This is a genomic window from Kitasatospora sp. NPDC001175 (assembly GCF_053598215.1).
Window position 1 is genome coordinate 1 of sequence record NZ_JBSFJU010000082.1, and the last position, 19,062, is coordinate 19,062.

Here is a 19,062-nt window from a genome sequence, read left to right on the forward strand (position 1 = left end):
AGTAGTTCTGCAGGGCACCGAGGGCGCCGTTGCCGAGATCCAGGACGGCGCGGTAGCCGTCGGCCTCGACCAGGTAGCTGGAGCAGGGCGAGTCGCCCCGCCCCTCACGAGGAGGAGCGGGGCAACGCCGTGGAGCCCTGCGGCGGTGACCGCCTCAGACGGTGCCGAAACCGACCTTGCGCGTGCTCGGCTCGCCGATCTCGACGTAGGCCAGGCGGTCGGCCGGGACAATGACGCGGCGGCCGTGCTCGTCGGCCAGCGAGAAGACCTTCGAGGTGCCCTCCAGTGCCTTGGCGACCGCGCTCTCGACCTCGTCGGCGGACTGCGAGCTCTCAAGAACGATCTCGCGGGGCGCGTTCTGCACGCCGATCTTGACCTCCACGGCTTCCTTCCCTCCAGGGTTGCAGCCATCCATGCGCGGGCCATTAGAACGTGTGTTCGTGGTGATCGCGCCGTACGGCTTCACCTTAGAGCACCGGCACCGCCGCAGGTCGAAGGTCCGGGGATCGCCCGGGTGCCCGCTCAGCCGGCGGGCGCCTCCCTGGTCTGCTCGCCCGGATGCATCGGGAAGCCCTTCAGGCCGCGCCAGGCCAGGCTGGCCACCAGCCGGACGGCCTCGTCACGGGGGATCTCCAGCCCCTGCGAGAGCCAGTAGCGGGCGGTGATCTGGGCCAGGCCGCAGACTCCGGCGGCGAGCAGCTTGGACTCCGCCTCCGGCAGGTCGGTGTCCTCCGCGATCACCTTGCTGACCAGTGTCGCGCTGGCGTCCGAGGCCCGCTCGACCCGCTCGCGCACGGCCGGCTCGTTGGTCAGGTCGGACTCGAAGACCAGCCGGAACGCCCCGGACTCACTGGAGACGTAGTTGAAGTACGCCTCCATGGTCGCGGCGACCCGCTGCTTGTTGTCGGTGGTCGCGGAGAGTGCCTGGCGGGTGGCCTCCACCAGGGCGTCGCAGTGCTTGTCCAGCAGTGCGAGGTAGAGCTCCAGCTTCCCCGGGAAGTGCTGGTACAGCACCGGCTTGCTGACCCCGGCGCGGTCGGCGATGTCGTCCATGGCCGCGGCGTGGTAGCCGTGGGCGACGAACACCTCCTGCGCGGCACCGAGCAGTTGTTCACGGCGGGCGCTTCGCGGCAGGCGGGCACCGCGCGGGCGCTCCTGCGCCTCCTGGATGGCCGTCACGGGCGCTCCTCACTTGACGGTCTGCGGCAGCGCGCCCATCGGGTGGACGGTGTGCCGGGTATAGCTGGCAAGGTCACTGATTCTACTTTTGAGTAATGGGATCTGCCCCTGGTGCAGGCGAGAAAAGCGCAGGAAAGCCTTGGTGGGCGCCCACAACGGGAGCCCACAATACGGCGCCGGGCCGCGCTGTCCAGAGGGCGAGATGGAACTGTTCGGCGGGGGTGGGGGCCTGGTTCCGGATAATCCGATCCCCCTACCATCGTCCTCCATGAGCGCTGAGCAGCAGGTTGGGTCCGAGGTCGCGCCGGTCCGTACCGTCGCGGTTCCCGGGGCGGTCCTCTCGGTGAGCGGGCCCTCGCCCCACAGCGCGGGCCTGCCGCCCGCGCTCTTCGTCCACGGACTGGGCGGCTCCGCCGACAACTGGACCGACCTCATGGCGGCCCTCGCCGACCAGGTCTCCGGTGAGGCCCTGGACCTGCCGGGCTTCGGCCACTCCGGGCCGCCGCAGGACGGCAACCTCTCCGTCTCCGGTCACGTCCGGGCGGTGATCGGCTACCTGGAGGCGTCCGGGCGCGGGCCGGTGCACCTGTTCGGCAACTCGCTGGGCGGCGCGGTGGCCGTCCGGCTGGCGGCACTCCGTCCCGACCTGGTGCGCAGCCTCACCCTGATCTCGCCCGCCCTGCCCGAGCTGCCGCCGCAGCGCACCGCATGGCCGACCGGCCTGCTCGCGGTGCCCGGCGTGCCCGCGCTGCTCCGGCGCATCCCGGCCGGCCGCCGCACCCCCGAGCAGGCCACCGACGGCTTCCTCGACCTGGTCTACGGCGACCCGGTCGCGGTACCGGCCGGGCGGCGGGAGCGCGCGGTGAACGAGTACCGGCGGCGGCTCGGCGTCCCGTACGCGATGCAGGCGATGGTCGGCTCGGCGCGCGGGATCGTCTCCGCCTACACCGAGCGCGGCGACCAGGCGCTGTGGCGGCAGGCCGAGCAGGTGAAGGCGCCGGTGCTGCTGGTGTACGGGCTGAAGGACAAGCTGGTCTCGTACCGGTCGGCGCGGCGGGCCTGCGCGGCCTTCGCCGACGCGCGGCTGCTGGTGCTGCCGGACTCCGGGCACGTGGCGATGATGGAGCACCCGGAGCCGGTGGCGCGGGCGGTCCGGGAGCTGCTCGCGGAGATCTGACCGCGCCGCGCGGAACCCGCGGGGCGCGGGGAGCGACGCGTCCGGCCGGGGCGGCGCGAGCGGGGCGCCGCCCGAGGGCAGGTTGCCGGGCCGAAACGTGCTGCGCCGGTGGAGGTCACGTGGGTTCACTCGTTCAGGTGGCAACCGGGCGGGTGACCGAGGAGGGGCCGGGGTCTGGTTCTACCTTCGTGGTGTCGGACCGAACAGGTGTGGGGGAGTAGCAGCCGCCGGTGCCCCGCGGGGCGGCTGTGCGGGCCAACGGTCGAGCGTGCCGGGCCCGTAGCGGGTGCTGCCCTCCCGGAGTGTCGCGCTTCCGCCGAGCGCCGGGCCGCCGGGTACCGGATCCCGCGGCGGGGCGGGCTCGGCGGGTCCAGGTCTGGCCTGCCGCCGGCAGCCGTCCGGCCCCGATCGCCCTGCTCTGGAGGTTGTCGTGCGCGTCGCTCCGCTCACCGAGGGCACCCGCCCGGACACGCGGCGTACCGAGGAGGGTTGGTGCGATCGGCTGTTGGCTGAGGAAACGTACCGGCAGGCCGCCGAGCTCACCCCCGGCAGCGAGTGCGGCCGGCGATGGCAGCAGCGCTGCGGCGCGCACCTCGACCGGATCCGGGTGGTGACGGGCCCGGCGGAGCCGGGCGCACTGGCGGAGGCGGTCTGATGGGCCGCCATGAGGAGCCGTTACCGCCCCCGGCGGCGGAGGTGCGGCCGGGGGCGGCGGCCGGCCGGGAGCACCCGTCGGTTCAGGCCCGGTCGGGGGGCCCGGTGCGGGAGCTGACCGAGCGCCATCGGTCCGTCTGCGAGCAGACGGTCGCCCCGCTGGCCATCGCGGCCGGCTTGGCGGGGGCCGGGCCGGGACCGGGCCCGACAGGCACGGCGGCCGCCTTCCGCGCCCGGACGCGTCCCGTACTGCTGGTCGCGATCGGTCTGCACCCGGCGCTGCCGGCCGTGCTCTCCTTCGCGGCGCTCGCAGTCCTGGCCGCGCTCGATCCGGGACCCGCTGCCGGGGCGGGCCTGCCGGCCGCCGCAGTGGGCCGGGTGTCCGCGCTGCTGCCGCCTTGCGCCTGGGCGGTGCTCGGCCGTCCCGGGGGGTACCGGCCGGCCGCTCCGCCGCTCTGACCCGGCCCCGTCCGTACTCGACTGACTTAACACCCGTAACCTGCCGTGCCCGCGAGGGGCGGCGTCGTGGAAGGACACCCCCGATGAGGGTGCTGCTGCTGGGGGCCGACGGTTTCATCGGCCGCCGGGTCGCCGACCGTCTGATGGCCGACGGCGAACTCCAGGTGACCGTGCTCGGCCGCCGCGACTCGGCCGACATCCGCTTCGACCTGACGGCGGGCAGTCCCGGGGCGCTGGCCAGGTTCCTGGACGCGGTGGTCCCGCAGGTGGTGATCAACTGCGCCGGGGCCACCTACGGCTCCTCGCGGACCCTGATCAGGGCGAACACCCTCGCGGTCGCCACCGTGTGCGAGGCGATCCGGCGCAGCCGGGAGCCCGCCAGGCTGGTGCACGTCGGGTCGGCGGCCGAGTACGGTCCGATGCCCTCGGGCGTGCCGATCCCGGAGGGTGCCGAGCCGCGGCCGGTCGGCCCGTACGGGGTGTCCAAGCTCGCGGGGACGGAACTGGTGGTCTCCTCGGGGCTGGACGCGGCGGTGCTGCGGGTCTTCGACGTGGTCGGCCCGGGGTCGCCGACGGCCTCGCTGTTCGGGCGGCTCGCCGAGGGGCTGCGCCGGGCGCTGGAGCAGGACGAGCGGCAGGTGCGGATGCCGGACCTGTCCGGATACCGGGATTTCGTGGATGTCCGGGACGTCGCCAGGGCGATCCAGGCGGCGGCGGTCTCGGCCGCCACCGGCGTGATCAACGTCGGTACCGGCCATGCGGTCCGGGCCCGGGACGCGGCCCAGCTGCTGGTCAGGGCCGCCGGTTTCGATGGCTCCATCAGCGAGGATGCCCGCCAGGTGCTGGTGCCGAGCCAGAGCGCGGCAGACCCCGGCCACCGGGCCGCCGAGCCGTACCGGCCGGTGGAGGCCCGTCCGGTGCTGGAGCCGGTGCAGTGGCGGCAGGCCGATGTGCGGACCGCCAGGGACCGTCTCGGATGGCGGGCACTGGTGCCGCTGGAGGAGTCCCTGGGTGACATCTGGCTGGAGACGGCCTGCCGGGTCTGACCGTGCACAAGGCGTGTCCGGCAACGGTGGTGGCGCCGGACGGTCCTCGGCGGCCAGTCCACCATCCGGCGGTGCCCGTCTCGCTAGTCGGACATGCTGTCTCGGAATAGTGGCCCGGCGTGACACTGTTGGCTTAAGCGGAATCGAAAGCTGTACAGAACTGACGACCATCGGAGTCCACGTGTCGCTGCCACCCCTGGTTGAGCCGGCCGCCGAGCTCACCGTTGACGAGGTCCGCCGGTACTCCCGTCACCTGATCATTCCGGATGTCGGGATGGCGGGGCAGAAGCGGCTGAAGAACGCCAAGGTGCTGTGCGTCGGCGCCGGCGGCCTCGGCTCGCCCGCCCTGATGTACCTGGCCGCGGCCGGTGTCGGCACGCTCGGCATCGTCGAGTTCGACGTCGTCGACGAGTCGAACCTCCAGCGCCAGATCATCCACGGCCAGTCCGACATCGGCCGCTCCAAGGGCGAGTCGGCGCGGGACTCGGTCAAGGAGATCAACCCGTACGTCAACGTGATCCTCCACGACGAGCGTCTCGACAACGACAACGTCATGGAGATCTTCTCCGGCTACGACCTGATCGTGGACGGCACGGACAACTTCGCCACCCGCTACCTGGTGAACGACGCCGCGGTGCTGCTCGGCAAGCCGTACGTCTGGGGCTCCATCTACCGCTTCGACGGCCAGGCCAGCGTCTTCTGGGCCGAGCACGGCCCCTGCTACCGCTGCCTCTACCCGGAGGCCCCGCCGCCGGGCATGGTCCCCTCCTGCGCCGAGGGCGGCGTGCTGGGCGTGCTCTGCGCGTCCATCGGCTCGATCCAGGTCACCGAGGCGATCAAGCTGCTCGCCGGCGTCGGCGACCCGCTGGTCGGCCGCCTGATGATCTACGACGCCCTGGAGATGACCTACCGCCAGGTCAAGGTCCGCAAGGACCCGAACTGCGCCGTCTGCGGTGAGAACCCGACCGTCACCGAGCTGATCGACTACGAGTCCTTCTGCGGTGCCGTCTCGGAGGAGGCCCAGGAGGCCGCGGCCGGTTCGACGATCACCTCCAAGCAGCTCAAGGAGTGGATCGACAGCGGCGAGAACATCGAGATCATCGATGTCCGCGAGATCAACGAGTACGAGATCGTCAACATCCCGGGCGCCAGGCTGATCCCCAAGGGCGAGTTCCTGATGGGCGCCGCGCTGGAGACGCTGCCCCAGGACAAGAAGATCGTCCTGCACTGCAAGACCGGTGTCCGCTCGGCCGAGGTGCTGGCCGTGCTGAAGTCTGCCGGCTTCGCCGACGCGGTCCACCTGGGCGGCGGCGTGATCGGCTGGGTCAGCCAGATCGAGCCGCACAAGCCGACGTACTGAGTCGACGGCGGAGGGCGACTCCCCGGGGCAGCCGGGGAGTCGCCCTCCGTTCCCCAGCGGGGCACGGTCGGCGTGCGGTCCCGGCGCCGCCGCCGGTGCGCAGGGACGACCGGTTGATCAGAGCGCGTTCTTGCGCTGGAGGACGTTGTACGCGATCCAGCCCGGCAGCACCGGCAGCCAGAAGGTCAGCAGGCGGTAGAGGAAGACCGCCGGGGTGGCGACGGTCGGGGAGACGCCGGCCACCGTGAGGGCACCGATCAGCGCGATCTCGACCGGGCCGATACCGCCCGGGGTCGGGATCGCGGATCCGGCCGCGTTGGCGGTCAGGAAGACCACGGCCACCACCGAGAAGCTCAGCGTCCCGCCGAAGGCCTGGATCGAGGCGTTCAGGCAGGCGGTGAAGCTCAGGGTGAGCAGCAGGATGCCGCCGAAGCCGGTGATCAGCTTGCGCGGCGTCTGCATCAGGTCGAGCATCCGGGGGACCACGCCGAAGAACAGCGAGCGGACCCGGGTCACCACGAACCGCCGCAGCGGCGCCACCGCCGCGACCACCAGCGCCAGCACGGCGGCCGTCAGCACGCCGATGATCACCGCCCGGGAGGCGCCGAGATCGCCGCTGGTCTGGGTGCCGGTGATCAGGCCGAAGCTGAACAGCAGCAGCAGGTGTCCGCCGAGCCCGGCCAGCTGGGAGGCGCCGACACTCGCCACCGCCTGTCCCGAGCGGATACCCGCCTTCTGCAGGTAGCGGGTGTTCAGCGCGATGCCGCCGATCGCGGCCGGCGCCACCAGCTTGACGAAGGACCCGGCCAGTTGTGCGGCCACCGTCCGCCCGAACGGCAGCCGCTCCGGTACGAAGCCGGTCAGGCTCATCGCCGCGGCGCCGTAGCTGGCCGCGGCGGCGGCCAGCGCGACCGCAGCCCAGACCCAGTTCATGTGGGAGAGCTTGAGCTGCGCGGGCTGGATGGTGGTCAGCGCCAGGTACGCGGCGAAGGTCAGCGCGATGACCATGATCAGGGTCTTCGGCTTGAGCCGCTCCAGCTTCGCCGGGGCCATCGGGGCCTCGGGCGCGATCTGCAGGATCTGGCCGCGGATCCGGCTCAGCAGGTCCTCGCCGGCGGCCGCGATGTCCTCGCCGGCGGCCGCGATGTCCTCCTCGGCCTGCGCTTGCGTCCGCTCGCCCGCCGCGACCTGTTCCAGCGCCAGCGCCTGGGCGGCGGCCTTGCGCTCCTTGGTGAGTCGCTTCAGGTCGACCCTGGTGGAGCGGCTCATCCCGACCGGCTGGAGCAGCGGCAGCGCGGCGGCGACCTTGTCGGCACCCAGCACCCGGTTGGCGACGGCCACCGTGCGCTCCGGGCCGACCCGCAGCGCGAAGGTGGTGACCAACTGGGCGACGTCGATCCGCAGTGCCAGGTCACCGGCGGCGATGTCCCCGCCGGAGAGGTTCACCAGGCAGCCGGTCTTCCCGTCCACCACCAGCATCGACTCGCCGGTGAGCCTGCGGTGGGCGATCCGCCGCTCGTGCAGCGCGCCGACCGACTCCCAGAGCGAGGCCATCACCTGGTCGGTGATCTCCTCGTCCGCCAGCTCGTCCAGGGTCGGCCCCGAGATCTTCTCGTAGACCAGGATCGCGGCGTCCGGCCCGAGCTCGGAGGTGGCCACCAACTGCGGCGAGACCGCGCCGGAGGCGGCTGCCGCGTAGGCGATCAGAGCCTCCTGCTCCAGCGCCTGGCGCAGCGACTGCGGGCTGCGCCGGACGGCCACCGAGCGCAGCCGCAGCCGCCGCCAGGCCCGGTAGAAGAAGCCGGAGGCCTGCTGCTCGCGGTCGATGATGTGGACGTCCAGCTCCGGGCCGTCCTGCTGTTGGACGTAGTAGCGGCGGGTGCCGCCGGGGGCGTCGGGGGCCCGGACCGCGCCCGCCGGCGCGAAACCGACCTTCCGCAGGCCGATCAGCAGGTGCTGGCCGGTGGGGCGGATGTTCGGCGAGCCGATCGCGTACAGGGTGCCGTACGCCACGGACCAGCCGATCAGCACCGTCAGGATCAGTGAGAGCAGCGTGGTGTAGCCGCTGACCAGCTCGGTCAGGCCGCTGAGGACGACCACCACCCAGAGCGCCACCCGCCAGCGCGGGCGGCTCGACATGCCGACCGCCGTCATGTAGGCGATCACCGGGGCCAGATAGCCGTGCACCGGGTCGGTCAGGGTCTGCCCGCCGCCCGGCGGCAGCTGGGTGAGTGCGTCCCGGATCGCCATCGGAGCGCCGGCCGCGACGTACCAGTCCACGCCGAGCGAGACCCCGTAGGAGAGCACGGAGGCGAGCACGCCGTCGGCGACCCGCAGGCCGTCGCGTTTGATCAGCCGTTCCACCGCGAAGGCCAGCGGCACGGCGAGCACCGCCACGCTGGAGACCAGGGCGGCGATGGTGCTCATCACGCTCGGGATGCGGTGGGCGTTGACGGAGATGTCGTTCTCCAGGCCCGTGGTGGTCGAGATGGCGAAACGAGCCACCAGGAAGAGCGCCACGATGCCCGCGAGCCCGGCGAGGAACCGGATCAGGTCGGACGGCCGGTGCGCGCGGGCAGCGAGCAGCGGCTCGTCGACGGCGAGCATGCTGCGTCCCGGCTCGCCCTCCCGCACGTGCTTCTCCCCCTTGATCAACGACACCCGTCTCTGCGGTGCCGGCCGTCGCGACGGGACCTTCCCCGAAGCTGCGCGGGAGTGGCCGGTGGCGGGCCCCTCGGAGCCCCTGTCCACGTCCACGCCTGCCGTCCCGGTCATCTGGTCTTGTCCTCGTATCACCACTCACCGCCCCGAAGATGGTGGCATGCCCGGCGGGGTACCGCTGGACAGGGGCAGTATCGGGCGCGGCGGGCCACGCGCAAGTGGCATTCCTCCGATCGGTCGGATGGGGAAGAATCACCCCGATGACGGAGAGTACGAACGCGGGTGGTCTGCCGCCCTTCGCCGAGTCGGTCCTCGACCTTACCGAGCGCATCCCGGCGGGCCGGGTGATGACCTACGGCGACGTCGCCGAGTACCTCGGCCAGGGCGGGCCCCGGCAGGTCGGGCGGGTAATGGCACTGTACGGCGGAGCGGTGCCCTGGTGGCGGGTGATCCGGGCGGACGGGCGGCCGCTGCCCGGACACGAGCACCGTGCGCTGGGCCACTACCGCGAGGAGGGCACCCCGTTGCGCACCGTCGGCGGCGAGATGCGGGTCGACCTCCGCCGCGCCCGCTGGGACGGACGGTAGCCGATCACGGGAGTACGAACCCGGCGGTTTCCGGTTGCGCGCGCGGATCCCCGCGCCCCCGGGGCGTTGCGTGGTTGCGGGCCGGGGACCGTAGGCTCGTTGGTCATGGGCCGGAGCGGCCCGCCCGCTGTCCGATCTGCCCAGGATGTTCGTGACCTCCCCTTTCCGTTTGGTGCGCAGCCCCCTCGCGCAGCCCGCCCCGCCCGTACTGGACGAGTACCAGCGAGCCGTGGCCGAGCACCCGGGCGGCCCGCTGCTGGTGCTGGCCGGCCCGGGGACGGGCAAGACCACGACCCTGGTGGAGTCGGTGGTCCGGCGGATCGAGCGCGGCACCGACCCCGAGAAGATCCTGGTCCTCACCTTCAGCCGCAAGGCCGCGATGGAGCTGCGTGACCGGATGACCGGTCGCCTCGGCAACGGCGGGCTCGCCCCGCAGGCCACCACCTTCCACTCCTTCTGCTACGCGCTGCTCCGCTCCCACCAGGACCCCCAGGCGTACGCCGAGCCGCTGCGGCTGCTCTCCGGCCCGGAGCAGGACGTGATGGTCCGCGAGTTGCTGGCGGGGCATGCCGAGGACGCCAGGTCGGGCGTGGGCGGGATCAGCTGGCCGCTGGACCTGCGCGCCTGCCTGACCACCCGCGGCTTCGCCGACGAGGTCCGCGCCGTGCTCGCCCGCAGCCGCGAACTCGGCCTCGGCGAGGCGGAGCTGAGCCGCTTCGCGGACGGGGTGCAGCGTCCGGACTGGGCCGCCGCCGCGCACTTCCTCGCCGACTACCTGGACGTCCTGGACCTGCGCGGCGTGCTCGACTACGCCGAGCTGGTGCACCGCGCGGTCCTGCTCGCCGAGCGGCCCGAGGTGCGCAAGTCGCTGCGCGAGCGGTACGAGGTCGTCTTCGTGGACGAGTACCAGGACACCGACCCCTCCCAGGTCCGGCTGCTGCGGCAGCTGGCGGGCGACGGCCGGGACCTGGTCGCGGTGGGCGACCCGGACCAGTCGATCTACGCCTTCCGCGGTGCCGACATCAACGGCATCCTCGACTTCCCCGAGTCCTTCCCGCGGGCCGACGGCCGTCCCGCCGAGGTCAGGGTGCTGCGGGTGTCCCGCCGCTCGGGCGCGGTGCTGCTCGCCGCCACCCGGGAGCTGACCCGCCGGATGCCGATGGGCCGGCTGCCCGCGGACAAGCTCGCCCAGCACCGGGCGCTGCTGCCCTCCCGCGAGGGCGGCCGGGTCGAGGTGTACACCTACCCGACCCCGGGGGCGGAACTCGACAGCATCGCCGATCTGCTGCGCCGCGCCCATCTGGAGGACGGCATACCGTGGGGCGAGATGGCGGTCCTGGTCCGGGCCGGGGCACGCTCCATACCCGGCGTACGGCGGGCGCTCGGCGCGGCCGGGGTCCCGCTGGAGATCGACGGCGACGACCTGCCGCTGCGCGGCGAACCGGCCGTGGCCCCGCTGCTGCTCGCCCTGCGGGTCTGCGCCCGCCCGGCGGACGAGTGCACCGCCGAGACCGCACACACCCTGCTCACCGGCCCGCTCGGCGGCCTGGACGGCTCCGACCTGCGGCGCTTGGGCCGCGCCCTGCGCGAGGAGGAGCGGCAGGCGCTGCGGGCGGCGGACACCGACGGGGCCGCGGACGGGCGGCCCGGGGCCGTACGCTCCGCCGAGGAGCTGATCCGAGAAGCGCTGGCCGAGCCCGAGCGGCTGGTCGCGATGGACCCGGCGTACGCGCGGCGGGCCCGCGACCTCGGCACGCTGCTGCGCAAGGTGCGGGAACTGCTGGCCGGTGGCGGCGGCGCCGAGGAGGCGCTGTGGGAGCTGTGGGAGGGCAGCCGCCGCTGGCGCGAGCGGCTGGAGCGGGCCGCGCTGCGCGGCGGCGCGGCGGGCCGCAACGCCGACCGCGACCTGGACGCGCTGTGCGCGCTGTTCGAGACCGCCGCCCGCGCCGAGGAACAGGTCGCGGGCCACCGGGGCGCGCTGGACTTCCTGGCCGAACTGGAGGCCCAGGACATCGCCGCCGACACCCTGACCGTCCGGACCGTCCGCCCGGACGCGGTGCGGCTGATGACCGCCCACCGGTCCAAGGGACTGGAGTGGCGGCTGGTCGTGGTCGCCGGGGTCCAGGACGGCCTCTGGCCGGACCTGCGCCGCCGCGGCTCGCTGCTGGAGGCCGACCGGATCGGCCGGGACGGCCTCGCCGAACCGCTCTCCCCGACGGCCCTGCTCGGCGAGGAGCGCCGGCTCTTCTACGTCGCCGCGACCCGGGCGAAGGAGCGGCTGGTCGTGACCGCCGTCAAGGCGCCCGCCGAGGACGGCGACGAACCCTCCCGCTTCCTGCGCGAGCTGTACCGGGAGGAGATCGACCCGAGGACCGGGCGGGTGCGCAACCGCACCCCGCAGGTCGCCGTCGAGGACGTGACCCATCGGCCGCGCCGCCCGCTGTCCGTGTCCGCGCTGGTCGCCGAGCTGCGGGCGGTCACCGTCGACCCGGCGCTGGAGCCCGGGCTGCGCCGGGCCGCCGCCGAGCGGCTGGCCGTGCTGGCCGCCGCCGTGGACGAGGACGGGGTGCCGCTGGTCCCGGCCGCGCACCCGGACCGCTGGTGGGGCCTGCTGGACCGGTCGGAGTCCGCCGAGCCGCTGCGGGAGGCGGCCGAACCGGTCCGGCTCTCCGGCAGCGGGCTGGAGCAGTTGGAGAGCTGCGCGCTCCAGTGGTTCCTGGACAAGGACGTCAAGGCCGCCGGGACCGCCACGGCCGCCCAGGGGTTCGGCAACGTGGTGCACGCCCTGGCCGACGAGGTCGGCTCGGGGCGCACCCCGGCCGACCTGGCGGTGCTGATGGAGCGCCTGGACACGGTCTGGGACGCGCTGGCCTTCGACGCGCCGTGGAAGTCCCAGCAGGAGAAGGAGCAGGCGCGCGCCGCCCTGGAACGCTTCCTGCACTGGCACGTCCTGGAACGCGGCCGCACCACCGTGGCCACCGAGCACGGCTTCGACCTCACCCTGCCGGTCGGCGCGATCAACGTACGGATCCGGGGCTCGATGGACCGGGTCGAGCGGGACGCGGCCGGCCGCGCGTACGTGGTGGACTTCAAGACCGGCAAGCAGATCCCCACCGAGAAGTCGCTGCCCGAACACAAGCAGCTGGCCGTCTACCAGCTCGCCGTCCGGGGCGGAGCGCTCGCAGGCCTGCCCGGGTTCGAGTCCGGCGCCATCTCCGGCGGGGCCGAGCTGGTGCACCTGCGGGAGCCCGCGAAGGGTGCCCCCGAGGCGCCCAAGGTCCAACAGCAGGGGTCGCCGGACGGCGAGCCGTGGATCGAGAACCTGCTCGCGGACGCGGCGGGACGGGTGCTCGCCGAGCGCTTCGTGCCGACGGCGAGTGACGGCTGCACCCGCTGCGCCTTCCGCAGCAGCTGCTCGGCCCAGCGCGACGGGCGCCAGTTGATCGAGTGAGGCCGGCGGAGCCAGGGACTCCTCGGGGGCAGGCGGGGCAATCGACAGGAGCGCGGGAAGCCGCGCGCTCCGGCAGGCACACCGGTTTGTCGGAGGTACCGGTTAGCTTGGAGTGCGTGCGTGCCGTGCTCAGTGACCCAGAACAGCTGAAGGAACTGCTTGGCATCCCGTTCAACCGGGAGCAGATGGCGGCGATCGGCGCGCCGCTGGAGCCCGCCGTGATCGTGGCCGGAGCCGGGTCGGGGAAGACCACGGTGATGGCCGCCCGGGTGGTGTGGCTGGTCGGCTCGGGTGCGGTCCGGCCCGAGGAGGTGCTGGGACTCACCTTCACCAACAAGGCGGCGGGCGAGCTGGCCGAACGCGTCCGGGACGCGCTGCGCCGGGCCCGGGTGCTGGACGCCGACGAGGAGGTGCTGGGCGAGCCGGAGATCTCCACCTACCACGCCTTCGCAGGCAGGCTGCTGAAGGAGCACGGCCTGCGGCTCGGCATCGAGCCGGACGTCCGGCTGCTCGCCGACGCCACCCGCTTCCAGCTGGCCGCCAAGGTGCTGCGCTCCGCGCGCGGCCCCTACCCGGCGCTGACCGGCGCCTTCTCGGGGCTGGTCGCCGACCTGATCGCGCTCGACGGCGAGCTGGCCGAGCACCTGGTCGAGCCCGCCGGGCTGCGCACCTTCGACCAGGACCTGCTGGACGAGCTCGCCACCGCCAGGCTCAGCAACGACGACCTGCGCGCCGTCCCACAGACCGCCCGGGCCCGGCTGGAACTGCTGCAGCTGGTCGAGGAGTACCGCCGCCGCAAGCAGGCCCTCGGGCTGATGGACTTCGGCGACCAGATAGCCGCCTCCGCCCGGCTCGCGCAGCAGCGCCCCGAGGTCGGCGAGCTGCTCCGGGCGCAGTTCAGGGTGGTGCTGCTGGACGAGTACCAGGACACCTCGGTGGCTCAGCGGCTGATGCTCTCCGGCCTGTTCGGCAGGTCGCGCACCGCCTGTGGGCATCCGGTCACCGCGGTCGGCGACCCCTGCCAGGCGATCTACGGCTGGCGCGGTGCGTCCGTCGCCAACCTGGACGACTTCCCCGCCCACTTCCCGCGCCGCGACGGCAGCCCCGCCACCCGGTACGCGCTCAGCGAGAACCGCCGCAGCGGCGGGCGGCTGCTCGCCTTCGCCAACGAGTTGGCCGCGCCGCTGCGCGCGATGCACCAGGGCGTCGAGGCGCTGCGCCCCGCGCCGGGGGAGGAGCAGAGCGGGTTCGTGCGCTGCGCCCTGCTGCCCACCCACGCCGAGGAGATCGACTGGCTGGCCGACTCCATCGCCCACCTGGTCGCCACCGGCACCGCGCCCGGGCGGATCGCCGTGCTCTGCCGGGGCGGCGCGTCCTTCGCGGACATCCACGCGGCACTGGTGGCCCGTGAGGTGCCGGTGGAGGTGGTCGGGCTCGGCGGGCTGCTGCAGCTGCCCGAGGTGGCCGACCTGGTCGCGGTCTGCGAGGTGCTGCAGGACCCGACGGCCAACGCCGCGCTGGTGCGGCTGCTGATCGGCCCGCGCTGGCGGATCGGCCCGCGCGACCTCGCCCTGCTCGGCCGCCGGGCCGCCGAACTGGTCCGCACCGCCCGCCCGGAGGGCGTGGACGCGCTGAGCGTCGCGGTGGCCGAGACCGACCCGACCGAGGTGGTCTCGCTGGCCGACGCGCTGGAGACCTTCCTGGAGGCCGAGCAGCCGGACGAGCTGCCGTTCTCCGCCGAGGCCAGGGTGCGCTTCGCCCGGCTCGCCCAGGAGATCCGCGAGCTGCGCCGGACGCTGGCCGAGCCGCTGATGGACGTGCTGCACCGGGTCCTGGCGGTGACCGGCCTCGAGGTGGAGCTCGCCGCCTCCCCGCACGCCCTGGCCGCGCGCCGCCGGGAGACCCTGCACGGCTTCCTGGACGTGGCCGCCTCCTTCGCGGACCTGGACGGCGACCCGGGCCTGACCGCCTTCCTGGCCTTCCTGCGGGCCTCCCAGGAGTACGAGCGCGGCCTGGACAGCAGCCTGCCCGGCGGTGAGGACACCGTGAAGGTGCTCACCGCGCACAAGTCCAAGGGCCTGGAGTGGGACGTGGTCGCCGTCCCCGGGTTGGTGAAGGACGCGTTCCCGAGCGGCAAGGGGCGCGAACGCTGGACCAGCACCAAGAAGGTGCTGCCGCACGCCCTGCGCGGTGACGCGGCCACCCTGCCCTCGGTCGGGAAGTGGGCGCCCAAGGAGATCGGGATCTTCAAGAAGGCGATGGCCGAGCACTCCGCCGTCGAGGAACTGCGGCTCGGCTACGTCGCGTTCACCCGGCCCCGCGCACTGCTGCTCGCCTCGGGCCACTGGTGGGGGCCCAGTCAGAAGCGGCGGCGCGGGCCGTCGGGCTTCCTGCTGGAGTTGAAGGCGCACTGCGAGAAGCCGGGCTGCGGCGAGGTCGAGCGGTGGGCCGAGCCGCCGCTGCCCGATGCCGAGAACCCGGCGCTGGCCATCTCGGTGGAGACCCCGTGGCCGCTGCCGCTGGATGAGGCCGCACAGGCCGCCCGGCGCCGGGTCGCCGAGCTGGTGCACCGCCGTCTGGCCGGTGAAGTCGCCCCCGAGCCCGAGGAGTTGAGCCCGGAGGTGGAGCGCCAGGTGGCCTCCTGGGACCGTGATCTGACCGCGCTGTTGGGGGAGTTGGAGCGTTCTCGGCGCGCGGTGCGCGAGGTGCCGCTGCCGGCCTCGATGTCGGCCTCCCAATTGATGCGCCTGGCTTCCGATCCGGACGGCTTCGCCCGCGAGTTGGCCCGCCCGATGCCCCGGCCGCCGCAGCCCGCCGCCCGCCGGGGCACCCGGTTCCACGCCTGGGTGCAGTCCCGGATCGAGCCGCTGATGCTGATCGAACCCGGCGCCCTGCCCGGCGTGGACGACGACGGGATCGAGGACGAGCGCGACCTTGAGCAGCTCAAGGAGGCCTTCCTGCGCAGCCCGTACGCGGACCGGACGCCGTACCGGGTCGAGGCGCCGTTCCAACTGGTGCTCGCGGGGCGGGTGGTGCGCGGCCGGATCGACGCGGTGTACCGGGAGCGTGACGGTGGCACAGGGTCACCGGGCGTGTCGCGGTACGAGGTGGTGGACTGGAAGACGCACCGGGACGAGACGGCCGATCCGCTGCAGCTCGCCATCTACCGGCTGGCCTGGGCGGAGCAGACGGGTGTCGAGCCCGAGCAGGTCACGGCTTCGTTCCTCTATGTCCGCAGCGGTCGTGTCGTAAGACCGTCAGGACTTCCCGGCCGAAAAGAGTTGACCGAGCTCCTGATCGGGAATAGTGAAGAATGAGTCACGCAGAGCATTCAAGTCGTCACAGGACCGCGCGAAACCTGTGCGCGGTGCACTTTTCGCGCCTATTGTGAGGTCGGTAACCGGTCAACCCCAGTGCTCCGGCCGCCGACGAGGACGAAGTTCCTGACCCTCTGTCATCACCGCAGGTGTCCCCTGACACCGGCCACCTTTCGCTGGAGAGACCGAAGTTGAGCGCGACCGGATGGATCAGAGAGCGGCTCGCGGGGCCGGTCCCGGGAGCCGTTCCAGGAGCCGTCACCGGCACCTGGCCGAAGACCGCCCTGGCGCTGCCGTTCATCGGCATGCTGCTGGTGGTCTCCCTCGACTACTTCAGCAACTCCTCGGTGACGGTCGAACCGGCCATCACCGCGGTCCCCGCGCTGGCCGCCGTGGTCAGCAGACGCACCTGGTACCCGCTGGTGATCGGCCTGTTCACCGAGCTCGCGGCCTTCGTGATGGCGCTCTACAACGATGTGCTCGGCCAGTCCGTGCACACCGCCACCGTCTTCGCCATCGCACTGGTCGCCGGCATCGGCTGGGTCAGCGCGACCCTGCGGCTGCGGCAGGAGAAGGCCCTCGCCGACGCTCAGGTGGTGGCCGAGATCGCCAGGCGGGTACTGCTGCGCCCGGTCCCCGACCGGGTCGGCAGCGTGCGGGCCGCCGTCCACTACGCGGCCGCGGCGGCCCACGCCCGGATCGGCGGCGACCTCTACGAGGTGGTCAACACCCGGCACGGCGTCCGGGCCGTGGTCGGCGACGTCCGGGGCAAGGGGCTCAACGCGGTGGAGACGGCGGCTGCCGTGCTCGGCGCGTTCCGCGAGGCCGCCCACCAGGAGCCCGAGCTGGCCAAGGTGGCCGGCTGGCTGGCCGTCAGCCTGGACCGGGCCCTGCACGAGAACGACCACCCCGGGGTCGAGGAGGAGTTCGTCACCCTGGTCCTGATCGGGGTCGGCCCGGACGACGTCGCGGAGATCGTCAACTGCGGTCACCCGGCACCGTTGTTGCTGCGGGCCGATGAGCCGGTGAGGGCGCTGGAGTCGGCGGAGAGCGTGCCGCCGCTCGGGGTGCTCGATCCGGCCGACGTCCGGCCGCCGGTGCACCGGGTGCGGGTGCACCCCGGGGACCGGGTGCTGCTCTTCACCGACGGCGTGATCGAGGCCCGCGACCACCGGGGCGTCTTCTACCCGCTCGCGGAACGCCTTCCGCAGGTCGCCTCCGGCGGCCCGGTCGAGATCCTGGACCGGATCCACGACGACGTCGTGCGCCACGTCGGCCGCACCCTGGGGGACGACGCGGCGATGCTCCTGCTGCAGTACGAGCCGACCGCCCATCACCTCCCGCACCAGCCGGACCACCAGGCGGCCGCCCCGGCCTGACGGGTGCGGGTGGACGGCCCCTCAGAGCGTGACCTCGACGACCAGGGGCCGGTGGTCGGAGACCGCCGCCCGGGGGGCCGAGGCCGGCCCGACGGCGGTGCGGGGGACGCCGATCGCCAGGACGTGGTCGAACTGGACGGCCGGGTTGTGCGAGGGGTAGGTCGGGGTCCTCGCCAGGTCGTACCAGCCCTGGAGGCGCGGCCGCGGCTCCCGTGCCCGACGCCGGCGCGCCCCCGGCTGGATCGCCTGCGCCGCCCGCAGGCGCCGGGCCGCCCGCAGATCACGCCGCGGCGGCTGCTCCGACCTCCGCTGCCGCGCGGTCTTCAGGTCCAGCGCGGTGGCCCCGCCGAGCACCGCCTTGGGCATCGCGCCGATCAGGTTGAAGTCGCCGAGCACCAGGTACGGCTTCGGCAGGTCGGCGATCCACCGCCGGATGCCCGCGAGTTGGGCCATGTTCCAGCCGGGCACGAAGGACAGATGGGTGGCGACCACCGTGAACGGCCCCCGCTCGCCCTCCAGCACGGCGGCCACCGCGGCGCGCGGCTCGTCCGGTACGGGCGTCAGCCCGCGCCGCCCGGCGACCCGCAGCGGCAGTCCGAACGGCGCGGGCGCGAACCTGCGCGCCCGCCAGTGCCGCACCGGAAGCCGGGTGAGCAGCGCGGTGCCGTACGAGGGCAGGTCGGTGGCCGTGTCGATCTCGCCGGGCCCGTACACCTGGAGACCGGGGACGGACGGGTCGGGCACCCAGCCGGCCACCGGGGCCGGGCGTCCGTGCAGCGCGGCGGCGAAGCGCCAGTCGGCGGCGCCCATCGCCTTGGCGGCGGTGGCGGCCTGGTCGACCAGGCCGGAGCGCACCTGGTAGCGGTCGACCTCCTGGAGGGCGAGCACATCCGCGTCCAGTCCGGCGATGGCCTCAAGCAGCGGGTCGGCGGCCTCGGGCGGATAGGGCAGCGGGCTGCCGTCGGCGGCCAGGGGCTGACCGTGCAACAGGTTGAAGGTGGCGATGCGCAGCTGGCTCACCGTACGACGGTACCGGCTGAGCTTGAGTGGGTGGGGCATGCCCGGTACACATACCGGGTATGTCCATCCGCCACGCTCTGCTCGCCCTGCTCGACCAGGGGTCGTGCTACGGCTACCAGCTCCGGGTTGAGTTCGAGGCCCGCACGGGCGCCACCTGGCCGCTGAACGTCGGACAGGTCTACACCACCCTGGGCCGCCTGGAGCGGGACGGGCTGGTCGCGCCGCACGGTGCGGACGCGGAGGGGCACCTGTTCCACGCCGTCACCGAGGCCGGCCGCGCGGAGCTGCGCAACTGGTTCGAGACGCCGGTGCCCAGGGAGAACCCGCCGCGCGACGAACTCGCGATCAAGCTGGCGATGGCGGTCACCGTGTCGGGGGTCGACGTCTCGGCCGTCATCCAGGGGCAGCGCCGACACAGCACGAAGGCGCTCCAGGACTACACCCGGCTCAGGGACCAGGCACTGGACGGCGACACGGATCGCCGGGAGGACCTGGGCTGGCTGCTGGTGCTGGAGCAGCTGATCTTCCGGACCGAGGCCGAGATCCGCTGGCTGGATAACTGCGAGAGGCGGCTGGTGCGGCGCCGCCCGGAGGGGGCGAGCTCAGAGCTTCCGCCCGCCGAGGCCCCGACGGGCCGGCGCGGCCGGATCTGATCAACTGCAGCGGACTCACCGGACGGGCCGAAGCGAGGGGACCGTCCGCGCTGCCGGGCGGGTCGGCCCGGGGCGGCCACGGCCGATGCGTGACGGAGGTTACTGGCCCCTGCGCGGAC

Annotated in this window: 14 protein-coding genes and 1 pseudogene; 10 read left to right on the forward strand and 5 right to left on the reverse strand. The window is 73.4% G+C overall.

Translation table 11 applies throughout. From position 1 onward, the window contains the following. The 3 genes and pseudogenes from ACWDAK_RS35405 to ACWDAK_RS35415 form a co-directional block, all read right to left on the reverse strand. Positions 1-94, reverse strand: a pseudogene (locus ACWDAK_RS35405) (MBL fold metallo-hydrolase); the annotation flags it as partial. 60 nt (positions 95-154) lie between these two features. Next, the gene (locus ACWDAK_RS35410) at positions 155-382 is read right to left on the reverse strand and encodes a DUF3107 domain-containing protein (protein ID WP_344638356.1); all 228 of its coding nucleotides are present in this window, start codon (positions 380-382) and stop codon (positions 155-157) included. A gap of 140 nt (positions 383-522) precedes the next feature. Beyond that, a complete protein-coding gene (locus tag ACWDAK_RS35415) occupies positions 523-1,179 on the reverse strand; it encodes a TetR/AcrR family transcriptional regulator (RefSeq protein ID WP_427394683.1) in 657 nt (218 codons plus the stop codon). 268 nt (positions 1,180-1,447) lie between these two features. On the opposite strand from ACWDAK_RS35415, the gene ACWDAK_RS35420 reads away from it, so the two are divergent. From ACWDAK_RS35420 to moeZ, 5 genes are all read left to right on the forward strand, one after another. After that, positions 1,448-2,356 (forward strand): alpha/beta fold hydrolase, encoded by a 909-nt coding sequence (locus tag ACWDAK_RS35420; protein WP_427394682.1) that lies wholly within the window; start codon positions 1,448-1,450, stop codon positions 2,354-2,356. 505 nt (positions 2,357-2,861) lie between these two features. Continuing rightward, complete coding sequence (locus ACWDAK_RS35425) at positions 2,862-3,011, forward strand: hypothetical protein (protein ID WP_344638353.1); 150 nt, start codon at positions 2,862-2,864, stop codon at positions 3,009-3,011. A 104-nt stretch (positions 3,012-3,115) separates the two neighbouring features. Then, positions 3,116-3,469 (forward strand): hypothetical protein, encoded by a 354-nt coding sequence (locus ACWDAK_RS35430; protein ID WP_344638352.1) that lies wholly within the window; start codon positions 3,116-3,118, stop codon positions 3,467-3,469. Positions 3,470-3,552: 83 nt separating this feature from the next. Then, the gene (locus ACWDAK_RS35435) at positions 3,553-4,515 is read left to right on the forward strand and encodes an NAD-dependent epimerase/dehydratase family protein (protein WP_427394681.1); all 963 of its coding nucleotides are present in this window, start codon (positions 3,553-3,555) and stop codon (positions 4,513-4,515) included. A 181-nt stretch (positions 4,516-4,696) separates the two neighbouring features. Then, a complete protein-coding gene (moeZ, locus tag ACWDAK_RS35440) occupies positions 4,697-5,875 on the forward strand; it encodes an adenylyltransferase/sulfurtransferase MoeZ (protein ID WP_344638350.1) in 1,179 nt (392 codons plus the stop codon). A 117-nt stretch (positions 5,876-5,992) separates the two neighbouring features. Here the strand turns inward: moeZ and ACWDAK_RS35445 are convergent, their stop codons facing one another. Continuing rightward, positions 5,993-8,650, reverse strand: coding sequence for a flippase-like domain-containing protein (locus ACWDAK_RS35445; protein WP_427394680.1), 2,658 nt, complete (start codon positions 8,648-8,650; stop codon positions 5,993-5,995). Between the two features lie 146 nt (positions 8,651-8,796). On the opposite strand from ACWDAK_RS35445, the gene ACWDAK_RS35450 reads away from it, so the two are divergent. The 4 genes from ACWDAK_RS35450 (at position 8,797) to ACWDAK_RS35465 (ending at position 17,270) form a co-directional block, all read left to right on the forward strand. After that, positions 8,797-9,123, forward strand: coding sequence for an MGMT family protein (locus ACWDAK_RS35450; RefSeq protein WP_344638349.1), 327 nt, complete (start codon positions 8,797-8,799; stop codon positions 9,121-9,123). A gap of 145 nt (positions 9,124-9,268) precedes the next feature. Then, on the forward strand, positions 9,269-12,574 hold the full coding sequence (locus tag ACWDAK_RS35455; RefSeq protein ID WP_427394679.1) for an ATP-dependent helicase: 3,306 nt from the start codon (positions 9,269-9,271) through the stop codon (positions 12,572-12,574). A 116-nt stretch (positions 12,575-12,690) separates the two neighbouring features. After that, positions 12,691-15,891: an ATP-dependent DNA helicase gene (locus ACWDAK_RS35460; protein ID WP_344638347.1), complete on the forward strand. Its 3,201-nt coding sequence runs from the start codon at positions 12,691-12,693 to the stop codon at positions 15,889-15,891. A 191-nt stretch (positions 15,892-16,082) separates the two neighbouring features. Then, the gene (locus ACWDAK_RS35465; protein ID WP_344638346.1) at positions 16,083-17,270 is read left to right on the forward strand and encodes a PP2C family protein-serine/threonine phosphatase; all 1,188 of its coding nucleotides are present in this window, start codon (positions 16,083-16,085) and stop codon (positions 17,268-17,270) included. Between the two features lie 21 nt (positions 17,271-17,291). Here ACWDAK_RS35465 and ACWDAK_RS35470 read toward each other — a convergent pair whose 3' ends face one another. Then, complete coding sequence (locus ACWDAK_RS35470) at positions 17,292-18,290, reverse strand: endonuclease/exonuclease/phosphatase family protein (RefSeq protein WP_344638345.1); 999 nt, start codon at positions 18,288-18,290, stop codon at positions 17,292-17,294. A 59-nt stretch (positions 18,291-18,349) separates the two neighbouring features. Here ACWDAK_RS35470 and ACWDAK_RS35475 point away from each other — a divergent pair, with 59 nt between their 5' ends. Then, positions 18,350-18,943 carry a PadR family transcriptional regulator gene (locus tag ACWDAK_RS35475; RefSeq protein WP_344638344.1) on the forward strand — a complete coding sequence of 198 codons (594 nt, stop codon included), beginning with the start codon at positions 18,350-18,352 and terminating at the stop codon, positions 18,941-18,943. Positions 18,944-19,062: the final 119 nt, after the last annotated feature.

What these genes read in the sequence shown, in the direction of transcription:
- ACWDAK_RS35435 (WP_427394681.1), top strand. Translation starts at nt 3,553, where the DNA reads ATGAGGGTGCTGCTGCTGGGGGCCGACGGTTTCATCGGCCGCCGGGTC.
- ACWDAK_RS35445 (WP_427394680.1), bottom strand. Translation starts at nt 8,650, where the DNA reads ATGACCGGGACGGCAGGCGTGGACGTGGACAGGGGCTCCGAGGGGCCC.
- ACWDAK_RS35450 (WP_344638349.1), top strand. Translation starts at nt 8,797, where the DNA reads ATGACGGAGAGTACGAACGCGGGTGGTCTGCCGCCCTTCGCCGAGTCG.
- ACWDAK_RS35455 (WP_427394679.1), top strand. Translation starts at nt 9,269, where the DNA reads ATGTTCGTGACCTCCCCTTTCCGTTTGGTGCGCAGCCCCCTCGCGCAG.
- ACWDAK_RS35420 (WP_427394682.1), top strand. Translation starts at nt 1,448, where the DNA reads ATGAGCGCTGAGCAGCAGGTTGGGTCCGAGGTCGCGCCGGTCCGTACC.
- ACWDAK_RS35475 (WP_344638344.1), top strand. Translation starts at nt 18,350, where the DNA reads ATGTCCATCCGCCACGCTCTGCTCGCCCTGCTCGACCAGGGGTCGTGC.